Origin of the sequence: Maricaulis sp. (genome assembly GCF_030149515.1) — a bacterium.
GTDB lineage: Bacteria > Pseudomonadota > Alphaproteobacteria > Caulobacterales > Maricaulaceae > Maricaulis.
Map to the genome: position 1 here is coordinate 175663 of NZ_JASBRI010000013.1, position 12171 is coordinate 187833.

Genomic DNA, 12171 nt, shown 5'->3' on the forward strand with positions numbered 1-12171 from the left:
AGCCGCTTCCCACCCTTGCACGCAACTTGAAACCTCGCCACCGTTTCGCGCCATGAACGCCCTGACAACGCTCCCGATTCCCGCCGACCGGACGTTTCCCTCCGCCGAGGGCGCAACACCGATGATGGTGCAGTATCTCGATCTGCGGGCCCAGGCGCCGGCCGATGCGCTGCTGTTCTACCGTATGGGCGACTTCTACGAGCTCTTCTTCGACGATGCGGTGCGCGCGGCGGCGGCGCTGGATATCGCGCTGACCCGGCGCGGCGAGCATCAGGGTGAGCCGATCCCGATGTGTGGCGTGCCGGCGGCGACGGCCGAAGCCTATCTGGCGCGGCTGATCAGGGCAGGCTTCAAGGTCGCTGTCGGCGAGCAGACCGAGGATCCCAAGGCAGCCAAGGCGCGCGGCGGATCGAAAGCGGTCGTGCAACGCGCCATCACGCGCATCGTCACGCCGGGCACGCTGACCGAGGACAGCCTGCTCGATCCGCGCTCGTCCAACCGGATTGCGGCACTCGCGCGTCTGGCAAGCGGTGAAGCGGCGATCGCCTGGGCGGAAGTGTCCACGGGCGAGTTCGCGGTGTCGGTCGTGTCGCCGTCCGCGCTCGCTGCGGAACTGGCGGCGATGAACCCGGCCGAACTCCTGGTCGAGGAGAGCGCATTCTCCGAGGCGGCCGGCCTGGCGCCGCGATCCACGCTGACACCGCTGCCGCGCGCCAAGTTCGACGTGGCCTCGGCCGAACGTCAGCTCAAGTCCCAGTTCGGTGTGCAGGAACTCACCGCCTTCGGCGATTTCTCCAAAGCCGAGCGGGCGGCACTGGGGGCTTTGCTGGACTATCTCGCGCTGTCCCAGGCCGGTGCGCCCGCCAAGCTCGCCCCGCCGCGCCAGGCGCGCGAAGGCAGCGTATTGGCCATCGACCCCGCGACCCGCGCCAGCCTCGAGATCGAGCGGACTTTGTCAGGAGAGCGTCAGGGGTCATTGCTGGACGCCATCGACCGCACCGTCACAGCGCCCGGCGCGCGGGCGCTGGCCGAACGTCTGGCGCGGCCGCTGACCGAGGTGGCAGCTATCGAGGCCCGGCTGGATGCGATCGCCTGGTTCGAGCGCGAAGCCGCGGCCCGGCGCGATCTGCGCGACCGGCTGAAGACGGCGGGCGATGCCGAGCGCGCCCTGTCGCGGCTGCTTCTGGGCCGGGGAGGCCCGCGCGACCTGAAAGCGCTGTCCGGTGCGCTGCTTGAGGGAGAGGCCATCGCGGCCCGGCTGCTGGACGAAAGGCTCGACACTCCGCCCGGGCAGATCGCCGCGGGGATCGCCGCGTTGACCCTGGCCGACAAGCCGGGCCTTGCCCGGCTGGTGAACGATCTGGAGCGCGCCATCGCCGACGAGCCGCCGCTTCTGGCACGCGATGGCGGTTTCGTGGCTGAAGGCTGGATGCCCGAAATCGACGAAACCCGGCAATTGCGCGATGCCTCGCGCCGGGTCGTGGCCGGCTTACAGCAGACCTATGCCGAAGCCACCGGGGTTTCCAGCCTGAAGATCAAGCACAACAATGTCCTGGGTTATTTTGTCGAGGTGACGGCCAAGCATGCCGACACGCTGATGGGTGAGGACAGCTTTATCCACCGCCAGACCATGGCCAATGCGGTGCGCTTTACAACGACCGAGCTGGCCGAGCTGGAATCGAAGATCGCCAGCGCCGGCGAGCGGGCTCTCGCCATGGAAATGGAGACATTTTCCAGTCTGTGCGACCGGGTGGAGGCACAGGCCGCCGAAATTCGTTCTGCCACGCGCGCGCTGGCAGAATTCGATGTCTCTTCAGCACTTGCCGAATGGGCCGAAGAGACCGGCGCATGCAGGCCTCAAGTTAACGATTCATTTACTTTTTCGGTCGAGGGCGGACGCCATCCCGTGGTCGAGCGGGCGTTGGCGAGGTCCGGCGAGGGACGGTTCACCCCCAATTCCTGCCAATTGGACGGATCGGGGGAAAATGCGGCTCGCCTGAGCTTCGTCACCGGTCCGAACATGACGGGCAAATCGACCTATCTGCGCCAGAATGCGCTCATCCTTATGTTGACCCAGGCGGGCATCTACGTGCCTGCCGAAAGGGCCGTCATCGGTGTTGCCGACCGGCTCTATTCCCGGGTCGGGGCGGCCGACGATCTGGCGCGCGGCCGTTCGACCTTCATGGCCGAGATGATCGAGACGGCGGCTATCCTCAACCAGGCGACGCCTCGCAGTTTTGTCATTCTCGACGAGATCGGCCGTGGCACGGCGACCTATGACGGCCTGTCGATCGCCTGGGCCGCGGCGGAACACTTGCACGAGGTCAATCGTTGCCGGGCCCTGTTCGCGACGCATTATCACGAATTGACCCGCCTGGCCGACGATCTGGACGCGGCCGGAAATTGCTCGCTGAAGGCCAAGGAATGGAAGGGTGAGCTGGTTTTCCTGCACGAAGTGGGACCGGGCGCCGCTGACCGGTCCTACGGGATCGAGGTGGCACGCCGGGCCGGACTGCCACGAAAGGCAGTCAGCCGGGCGCAATCCATCCTGAAACGCCTGGAATCGGACGGAAAGCCGGCCGCAGCGCTGGACATGCTTCCGCTCTTTGCCGTTGCCGAGCCGGGGCCGGAGCCCCTTGTCTCGCCGGTCGAGGAGCGTCTCGCCGCGGTCGATGCCGACGGCCTGTCTCCGCGCGAGGCGCTCGAGCTCGTCTATCAGCTGAAATCACTGGCGAATGAGGCGTGACGGGATTGAGGCCGCACTCTAGATTGATCGCAAGATGACCCGATCCGTCCTGCCCGCCTCGCTCGATGCCCTGGAATTGCGGGCGCAACTGGCCGCTGCCCTGGCCCAGGATGGATGGAATTCGCCCGCCGCCCGCGCAGCCGGGCTGGCGCATGTGAAATCGGCCCTGGAGCGGTTTCGCGATCAGGCCTTCGACCGGCTGTCCGGCGCGGGCGGCGGCGCGGCTGCGGCCCAGACCCTGTCGGACGGGATGAGCGTCTGCCTGCACGCGCTCTTCGATTCCATGGCGGCCAGCGACAGGGAGGGGTCGACCGGGATCGCCCTGTGTGCCCAGGGCGGTTTCGGCGCCGGAGAACTGGCGCCGTCTTCGGATGTCGACATCCTGCTGATCAAGCCGGCCGGCGACAGCGAGAAGGCCGATGCCTTCCTGCAGAAATTCCTCTATGCGCTGTGGGATATCAAGATCGATGTCGGAGGCGGCGCCTGCCGCACTATCGACGAAACCCTTGAACTGGCGCGCGAGGATGCGTCCGAACGCACCGCACTGCTCAGCCTGCGGCACCTGGCCGGTGACGAGTCGGCCACGCTCTCTCTCGCCCAGCGCTTTCGCGACGAGGTAGTGGCCGGCGATTTGCCCGCCTTCGTCGAGGCCAAGCTGCGCGAACGCGATGCGCGGATCGAGAAGGCCGGGCGATCGCGCTATACGGTCGAGCCCAATCTAAAATCCGGCAAGGGCGGGCTGCGCGACCTGCAACTGATGCGCTGGCTGGCGCAGTTCCTTTACGGTGCCGACGCTTTCGAACGCTGGGTCGGTACCCGGCTGCTTTCGGTTGAAGATGTCGGCAAATACGTTGCTGCCGACGACTTCTTCTGGACCGTACGATTTCACCTGCACGACCTGGCCGGCGGCAAGGACGAACGCCTGACCTTCGACCTGCAGCCGGAAATCGCCGCACGCATGGGCTTCGAGGATGGCGAGACGGAGAGCGCGGTTGAACGCTTCATGCGCCGCTATTTCCGCACCGCCATGAATGTTGGCGCCTTGACCCGGCTGGTGTGTGCCAAGCTGGAGGCCGATGCCTGGAAGGCCAAGCCGAAAGGCCTTGCCCGCTTTCTGCCGCCGGGCATGGAGGCTGAAGAGGGTGCGGATGTGGGCGAGTTCATCGTTCGCGAGGGCCGGCTCGATTTCGCTCACGCCACCCAGATCCGCGAGGATCCGGTACGGCTTTTGCGCTTCTTTCACATGGCGGCTTCGCGCCGGCTGGACCTGCATCCCGAGGCCGTGGCCCGGATCGGGCGGACCCTGCACCTGATCGACGACGATTTCCGCCGCGATCCCCGGGCCGCGCGGGCCTTTTTTGCAGTGCTACTGGACAGTCCCGCACCGATGGCCGTGTTGCGGATGATGACCGAGGCCGGGGTCTTGGGCCGCTATATTCCGGAATTCGGCGACATCGTCGCGCGCACCCAGTTCAACATGTATCACCGCTATACTGTCGACGAGCACACGCTGCAGGCGCTGGGCCTGTTGCGCGAGATCGAGGACGGGCTGCATCCGGCAGACCATCCCCTCTCCACCATGATCGCGCCGCTGATCCAGAACCGGCGGGCGCTGCATCTGGCGATCCTGCTGCACGATACCGGCAAGGGTTCGGGCGATCAGTGCGTGGAAGGCTCGCTGCGTGCGCTATCGGCGTGCGAACGCCTGGGCCTGGGCCATGACGAGACCGAACTCGTTGCCTGGTTGATCCGCTCTCATCTCCTGATGAGCGATACCGCCCAGCGGCGCGACCTGTCGGATCCGCGTACCGTGGCCGACTTTGCTGCTGCCGTCGGCACGGTGGAGCGCCTGCGCCTCCTCACCGTCCTTACTGTTGTGGATATCCGCGCCGTCGGGCCGGGTGTCTGGAATGGCTGGAAGGCCCAGCTGATCCGCGAGCTATACGCCGCTACCGAGGCGGTCCTGAAAAGCGATGGCGATGCGCTGCAGATGGCGCGCCAGACGCTGGCCGACAAGGCCGAGGCGGAACGCGCGCGGATCCGGCCGCGGCTGGAGCGCGTCGATGCCGTTTTTGCGGCCTGGTGGGTTGCTGAGCTGAACGATGCCTATTGGGTATCCTTCGGTCTGGAAGACCGTTTCCGCCACGCCGCATTCGTGCGCCGGGCCTGGCAGGCCGGCGAGCGCACCGCCGCGGGCGTGCGGGTCGACCGGCGCCGGGCGGCGACGGAAGTCATGCTCTGGTCGCCGGACCGCGACCGGATCTTTGCAGATGTTGTTGCGGCTTTTGCCGAAATGGGTGCGGACGTGGTCGGCGCGACCATCAATACAACCACGTCCGGCCATGTCTTCGATATTTTCTACATCCAGGATGCCGGCGGTCAGCCCTATGGCCTGCAGGACGAGCGCCAGCGCCAGGCCCTGGTCGGATATCTGCGTGAAGTCGCCACCGGCGAGCTGACGGTGCGCCGCCGCCATTCGGTGCCGCTGAAACGGCGCGACGCGGCCTTCCGGGTGACGCCGGCCGTGACGATTTCCAACGAGATCGCCGAGCATGCGACGGTGATCGAGGCCTCCGGCCGCGACCGGCCCGGCCTGCTGGCGGATCTGGCCGATGTCCTGGCGGATGAAGGCCTGGCGCTGAATTCGGCCCAGATCGATGGTTATGGCGAGCGCGCCACGGACGTGTTCTATGTCACGCTTCGCGGCGGCAAGATCGAGGATGAAGACGTGGTCGAGCGGGTGAAATCGGGCCTTCTGAGTGTGTTCAGTGACAGCGAAACCGCCTTTGACGAAAAAGCGGCCCAGCGCGGCATCGCCCGCGCCAGGGCCAGCGTGTTGAGATAAGCATGCGGCTTTTGCGATCCTCTGCAGTGGTGGGCGTGTTCACCATGGCCAGCCGTGTGCTGGGCCTTGTGCGCGAAATGCTGCTGGCGGCGGCACTCGGTGCGGGCGCGGTCACGGACGCCTTTCTGACCGCGTTCCAGTTTCCCAACCTGTTCCGCCGGATCTTTGCCGAAGGAGCGTTCAACTCGGCGTTCGTTCCCCTGTATGCCGGCCATCTGGAAGGCGAAGGGTTGACCGAGGCACAGCGATTTGCACGCCAGGTCGTGTCGGTCCTGGTCACGGCCATGGTGGTGCTGGTCGTTGCCGCGCAATTGGCCATGCCTTGGCTGATGTATCTGCTGGGCCCCGGCTTTGTCGGCGAGCCGGACATTTTCGCCCTGGCCGTGCTGCTCACCCAGATCACCATGCCCTATCTGATGATGATGTCGCTGAGCGCCATGATCAGCGGTGTCCTCAATTCTCATGGCAAGTTCGCGGTTGCGGCGGCGGCGCCGGTCCTGCTCAACCTCACCCTGATCGGCATTCTCGCCCTGTCACCGGCCCAGGGCGCCGACCTGGCGCTGCACCTGTCGATCGGCATCACCGTTTCCGGCATCGTCCAGCTGGCTTGGCTGCATGCGGCCTGCCGGGCAACCGGCCTGCGCCTGACCCTGCAATTGCCGCACGTCACGCCGGATGTGCGCCGGCTGATCGTGCTGGGCGTGCCGGGGGCGATGGCGGCCGGCGTGACCCAGATCAACATCCTCGTCACCTCGTCGATCGCGACCCTGGAGGCAGGGGCCAGGTCGTGGCTCTATTATGCCGACCGGCTCTATCAATTGCCGCTGGGTGTGGTGGGGATCGCCATGGGTGTGGTGCTGTTGCCTACGCTGAGCGGACGGCTGCGCGCCGGCGACCTGCAGGCGGCCGGCAATGCCATGAACCGGGCGCTGGAAATCTCCATGGCGCTGACCCTGCCGGCTGCCGCCGCGCTGGCTGCGATTCCCGTGTTCATCGCGACGGGCATCTATGAACGCGATGCCTTTACCGCGCATGATGCGGTGATGGTTAGCCAGGCCCTGATGGCCTTTGCGGCCGGCCTGCCTGCCTTTGTCCTGATCAAGGTGCTCTCGCCGGGTTTTTTCGCGCGCCAGGACACAGTCACCCCGATGAAGTTCGCAACGGTGGGTGTGACGATCAATCTGATCCTGGGCCTGACCCTGTTCTTCGGTCCCCTGGGCTTTGCCGGGCTGGCGATCGCCACCTCGGTGTCAGGCTGGGTCAATACGGCACTTCTGGCGTTCACCCTGCGCCGTCGCGGGCTGCTGGAACCCGATGCGCGGCTGAAGGGACGTATTCCCCGCATCCTCGCTGCCAGTATCATCATGGCGGTGTTTCTGATAGCCGCCGAGCACTATCGCGGTTTTGTTCAGCCCTATCTCCTGGATTCCACGCTTGTGAGCCTGCTCGCCATCTGCCTGGCCGGGCTCGTGGTCTATGCGCTTGCCTCGATACTGACGGGTGCCCTGCGCGTCTCCGAAGTGCGTGCGGCGCTCAACCGCACTTGAGGCACGGGCCCGGGCTCGCTAAGACGCGCCGTCCGACATTCTTCCTGCAAGGCAAAGTCCCATGAGTGAAACGCCCGCCGACTACAAAGGCCCGCAACGTGTCCTGTCCGGCATGCAGCCAACCGGCCGCCTGCATCTTGGCAATTATCTCGGTGCGCTGAAGAACTGGGTGGCGCTGCAGGACAATGGCGACCTGGACTGTTTCTACTGCGTCGTCGACATGCATGCGATCACCATGCCGCACGACCCCAGGGCGCTGCCCGATGCCGTGCGCGCTGCCGCGGCAGCCTATATCGCCGCCGGCGTGGATCCGGACAAGAGCACGATCTTCGCCCAGTCGGCCGTGCCCGCGCATGCCGAACTGGCCTGGATTTTCAACTGTGTGGCGCGCCTCGGCTGGCTGGAACGCATGACCCAGTTCAAGGATAAGGCCGGCAAGGATTCCGAGCGCGCCTCGGTGGGCCTCTTCACCTATCCGGTGCTGCAGGCGGCCGACATCCTGGTCTACAAGGCCACGCATGTGCCCGTGGGCGAGGATCAGAAACAGCACCTCGAACTCTGCCGCGACATCGCCGCGCGCTTCAATCGCGACTATGGCGACGGCGAGGCGATCTTCCCGCTGACCGATCCGGTCATCCAGGGCCCCGGTGCGCGCATCATGAGCCTGCGCGACGGATCGGCCAAAATGTCCAAGTCCGACGTGTCTGACAATTCGCGTATCAACCTCGAGGACGATGCCGACGCCATCGCCCGCAAGATCAAGAAGGCGAAGACCGATCCCGAGCCGCTGCCGTCGGAGGAAGCCGGTCTGGAAACGCGTCCGGAAGCCAGCAATCTGGTGGGCATCTATGCCGCGCTGACCGGCAAGACCAAGGCCGACGTCCTCGCCGAGTTCGGCGGACAGGGTTTCGGTGCGTTCAAGCCGGCGCTGGCCGATGTGGCAGTCGAGTATCTCGCGCCGATTTCGGACGAGTTCCGGCGCCTGATCTCGGACAAGGCGGAGATCGACCGGATTCTCTCCAAGGGGGCCGAGCACGCGCGGGCCGTGGCCGACCCGGTCGTGTCCGAAACCAAGCGCATAGTCGGTTTCTGGCACTGACACACTGCCGCACTTTTCCGAACGGGATGGTTGGGCTAAGGGGCACACAATGCTGAGCATTCGCGCCCTTAGTGTCCTTGCAGCCGCTCTCGCGCTGTTGAGCGCGATGTCGCCGCTTGCCGGCGAGGCGCTGGCGCGCGCGACGGGCGATGCCAGCTGGATCCTGTGTTCCCAGGACACCCGCGGCGAACTGACGGCCCGGGACCGGGCCAATCTCCGGCTTCTGGCGCGCCTGTCCGGCAACGCTTCCGACCCCGAACCCGCGCCCGAGCGGCCGTGTCCCGATTGCCTGCTTGCTCCGCCCGTCCTGCCGGCCGATCCGGCCGCGGTGCCGGTCCGCCCGGCCCGCCCGCTATCCCGGATCGCCGTGGCCGTACCGGATCCCGACGCCGGCGCGCTTTTCATCGAACGCGGCCCCGGTCCGCGGGCCCCGCCTCGCAGCTTCGTCACCTCCCGAACCTTCACCCTGTGACGAAACGGTCCGCCGGATGCGGACCCGACTGCGAGTACGATCATGAAAGTCAAACTGACAGCCGGCGCGCTCGCGCTGGCCCTTGTCGCGCCTGCCTTCGCCCATGACGCGAATGCCATCCGAGCCGATGCCCATGCGCCCATCGGCGTGATGGGCGATCACGTCCATGACAGGGGCGAATGGATGTTATCCTATCGTTTCATGCGCATGGAGATGGCCGGTAGTCTTGCCGGCGAAGAGGCGATCTCGCCTGACGATATCGTCACCAGCCTGGCCAATCCCCATCCCGGACCCATGACCGTGCGTGTTGTGCCCACGAAGATGACGATGGACATGCATATGCTCGGCGCCATGTACGCGCCCAGCGACACGATCACGTTGATGGCGATGGTCAACCATGTCGAAAAGACCATGGACCACGTCACCTATCAGGGCATGGCGGGGTCCAGTCGTCTGGGCGAATTCCCGGCTTCAGCCAAGGGATTAGGCGATACCCGCCTGTCCGCCCTGTTCCGCCTGTTCGAGGCGGGAGAGGATCGGGTCGTGGCCCAGCTGGGTCTGTCGCTGCCCACCGGATCGATCGACGAGACCGGGCGTGTACTCTCGCCGATGAACACCGCGCCGGTCCTCACCCTGCCCTATCCGATGCAGCTGGGTTCGGGTTCGTTCGATCCCTTTCTGGGCCTCACTTGGACGCGAACAACGGGGCACTGGACGTTCGGCACCCAAGCGTCGGCCGTAATGCGCGTGCACGACAATGACCGGGGATACCGGCTGGGCGATGAGGGCCGGATCTCGGCCTGGGGCGGCTGGTCGCCGTTTCCGTCCTGGGCCTTTTTCGGACGCTTCTCGGCGCGGTCCGTGGGCACCATAGACGGTGCGGATCCCCGTATCGCGGCACCGGTCCAGACCGCCAATCCGGTCAATTCCGGCGGTGGGCGGGTCGATCTGTCGGCCGGTGTGAACTGGGTGGGCCAGCAGGGCGTTCTGCGCGGACAGCGATTCGCGGCGGAGCTGTCGGCTCCGGTCCATCAGGACGTCAACGGCGTGCAGATGGAGAGCGACTGGACGCTGACGCTGGGCTGGCAATACGCTTTGGGCGGACGCTGATCTGCGGCACTGACAAGGAGAATCCCATGCGCATTGCGCTTCCTTTCATCCTTTCCCTGGCACTGGGCGCCTGCGGGGATCCCGCGGACGAGGCGGCATCCGGCGTGGATCATGCCGGCCGGTCTCATTACATGTCCGGCAATGCAGCCGCACCGGGACCGGTGCCGGACGATGGCGTTGCCCCGGTCATTGATGTGCGGGCGGCCTGGATGCGGCCGCATCCGCAGGGCCGCGACGTCACGGCGGCCTATTTCGCGGTCCGCCTGAGCGAAGGCTCTGCCGACCGGCTGCTCTCGGCGCAGATCGAGGGGGCATCCGGCGTCGAACTGCACGGCCATACCATGAACGCCCAGGGCATGATGCAGATGCGGCCGATCGGTCCGCAGGACCTGACGTCGGGCGGGCCGCTGGTGTTCACGCCGGGCGGCCGGCATCTGATGGTGCACGGTCTCGCTCCGGTCGCGGAAGGCGACAGCGTAAACGGCACGCTGGTTTTCGAACGGGCCGGCGACGTGCCGGTCACCTTCCAGGTCCGCTCCATGCCGCCGGGCATGCCGACTGACTACTGATCGGGCGGTGTCTCGCTGAGACCGGCGGCGGCATAGGTCCGGGGGTCGTAGACCCTCGGGCCGCGCGGCCTGAACAGGCGCATCAGCCAGCCGCCTGCGGCGATGGCGGCGATCAGGGCCAGCCCCAGCGGATTTTCCTGAACCAGGAAGAGAATGACAAAAAAGGCCGCACCGGCGACGGCCAGAATGAGGCCGAGGCCGAACATGGTCGCCGTGAAGGCGAGAGACTGGCCCTCGACAAAACGGACTAGCGCCGCACGGGGCAGGAGCGAGGCATGCAGGCCGCGCAGAAGGACCTGGAAAGTGTCGGCGGCTGGCTCCCAGTGGCCGGGCCCCGCCCAGCGCATGGAGCCGAACGCCGCCTCGCGGCCGTCGATATCGGTGACGCGGCAGACCACCTGGCTGGCCCGGCCCGCGATCTCCACCGCCAGACGCACCTGCTGCACACGGTCGAACCGCATTTCGCCGCCCCACCGGCCGTCCTGTGTGCGCCAGACCAGCGCGTCCTCGGTGAGGGTGAATTCGAGGGGCTCCGAGCGGGCATTGCGGCGGTCGAGATGGCTGGGTGTCGTCATGTGATCTCCTGTCACAGCAGGGCTTAGCAGCATTCGCTGGACGAGTCGCCCGAGAGCGGCCAAACTCGCCGCGCATGCCGCACAGTACACGCAAATTCCTCGTCGTGGCCGACGACAGTCCCGAATGCCGGACCGCGCTGTATTTCGCTGCGCGCCGGGCCCAGGCGACAGGCGCGCATGTGACCATATTGGCTACCCACGAGCCGAGCGATTTCAACCACTGGATCGGCGTTGCCGAGACCGCCAAGCGCGAAGCCGAAACGGCGGCCGAGATGCTGCTGGAGTCCATGGCCGAGGATGCCGAAGCCATCACCGGCGAACGCCCGGAACTGCTCCTGCGCGAAGGCGACCGGCGATCCGTTCTGGCGCAGTTGCTGGAAGACGATCCGCTGATCTCATTCCTGGTTCTGGGGGCGTCGCCGTCCAGCGAGGGGCCCGGCCCCCTGGTCACACAACTGGCCCGCGGCAAGGGCCTGTTTGCCGGCCGGGCGGTTCCCGTTGCGGTCGTGCCGGGGGATATGGACAAGGCCGAGATCGACGCGCTGATCTGATATCCCTGCAGCCAGTGTGGTTGAATGGGGTTCGAAAGCGCGCCACATCGCGCATCAGGAGGTCCGTGCCATGTTTATCCAGACCGAAGCGACGCCCAATCCGAATACGCTGAAATTCCTGCCCGGTCGCACCATCTCGCCGGACGGGCCGCGCGAGTTCGAGAGCGCCGAGGACGCGGACGCCTCCCCGCTGGCGGCTGACCTCTTCCTGGTGGACGGTGTCTCCGGCGTCTTTTTCGGCGAGGACTTCATCGCCGTCACCAAGACCGACGAATACGAGTGGGACCAGATCAAACCCTTCCTGCTGGGTGCGATCATGGACGGTCTGCAGTCGGGCGAGCCGATCCTCGGCGCATCCGAATCCGAGGTCTCGCACGCCGCCTATGACGGCGAGAGTGCGGATGTGGTGAATGAGATCATCGAACTCATCGACACGCGCGTGCGCCCGGCCGTGGCCAATGATGGCGGGGATATCCTGTTCCACTCCTACGCGGCCGACAGCGGTATAGTGCGCCTGCGCATGCGCGGCGCCTGTTCCGGCTGCCCCTCCTCGACCATGACGCTGAAGGCCGGCATCGAGAACCTGCTCAAGCACTACATCCCGGAAATCCAGGGCGTCGAGGCGGTGGAGTAGGCCTCCTCCCCCCGCACAGTCTT

Annotated in this window: 10 protein-coding genes; 9 read left to right on the forward strand and 1 reads right to left on the reverse strand. The window is 66.2% G+C overall.

Annotated elements, in window-relative coordinates:
• Positions 1-52 precede the first annotated feature (52 nt).
• The 7 genes from mutS to Q1U94_RS06145 all read left to right on the forward strand — a co-directional run bounded on the left by mutS (position 53) and on the right by Q1U94_RS06145 (position 10388).
• The gene (gene mutS, locus Q1U94_RS06115) at positions 53-2746 is read left to right on the forward strand and encodes a DNA mismatch repair protein MutS (protein WP_300542737.1); all 2694 of its coding nucleotides are present in this window, start codon (positions 53-55) and stop codon (positions 2744-2746) included.
• Between the two features lie 34 nt (positions 2747-2780).
• A complete protein-coding gene (locus Q1U94_RS06120) occupies positions 2781-5591 on the forward strand; it encodes a [protein-PII] uridylyltransferase (RefSeq protein WP_300542738.1) in 2811 nt (936 codons plus the stop codon).
• A gap of 2 nt (positions 5592-5593) precedes the next feature.
• Complete coding sequence (murJ, locus tag Q1U94_RS06125) at positions 5594-7138, forward strand: murein biosynthesis integral membrane protein MurJ (RefSeq protein WP_300542739.1); 1545 nt, start codon at positions 5594-5596, stop codon at positions 7136-7138.
• A 61-nt stretch (positions 7139-7199) separates the two neighbouring features.
• Positions 7200-8237 (forward strand): tryptophan--tRNA ligase, encoded by a 1038-nt coding sequence (gene trpS, locus Q1U94_RS06130; RefSeq protein WP_300542740.1) that lies wholly within the window; start codon positions 7200-7202, stop codon positions 8235-8237.
• A gap of 49 nt (positions 8238-8286) precedes the next feature.
• Positions 8287-8709, forward strand: coding sequence for a hypothetical protein (locus tag Q1U94_RS06135; RefSeq protein ID WP_300542741.1), 423 nt, complete (start codon positions 8287-8289; stop codon positions 8707-8709).
• Between the two features lie 42 nt (positions 8710-8751).
• Positions 8752-9819, forward strand: coding sequence for a hypothetical protein (locus Q1U94_RS06140; RefSeq protein ID WP_300542742.1), 1068 nt, complete (start codon positions 8752-8754; stop codon positions 9817-9819).
• A gap of 26 nt (positions 9820-9845) precedes the next feature.
• Complete coding sequence (locus Q1U94_RS06145; protein WP_300542743.1) at positions 9846-10388, forward strand: copper chaperone PCu(A)C; 543 nt, start codon at positions 9846-9848, stop codon at positions 10386-10388.
• Here Q1U94_RS06145 and Q1U94_RS06150 read toward each other — a convergent pair.
• Positions 10382-10963: a hypothetical protein gene (locus tag Q1U94_RS06150; RefSeq protein WP_300542745.1), complete on the reverse strand. Its 582-nt coding sequence runs from the start codon at positions 10961-10963 to the stop codon at positions 10382-10384. The two genes, Q1U94_RS06145 and Q1U94_RS06150, sit on opposite strands and share 7 nt — an antisense overlap.
• 74 nt (positions 10964-11037) lie before the next feature.
• On the opposite strand from Q1U94_RS06150, the gene Q1U94_RS06155 reads away from it, so the two are divergent.
• Together Q1U94_RS06155 and Q1U94_RS06160 are read left to right on the forward strand one after the other, a co-directional pair.
• The gene (locus Q1U94_RS06155) at positions 11038-11514 is read left to right on the forward strand and encodes a universal stress protein (RefSeq protein WP_300542746.1); all 477 of its coding nucleotides are present in this window, start codon (positions 11038-11040) and stop codon (positions 11512-11514) included.
• 70 nt (positions 11515-11584) lie between these two features.
• A complete protein-coding gene (locus tag Q1U94_RS06160) occupies positions 11585-12148 on the forward strand; it encodes a NifU family protein (RefSeq protein ID WP_300542748.1) in 564 nt (187 codons plus the stop codon).
• Positions 12149-12171: the final 23 nt, after the last annotated feature.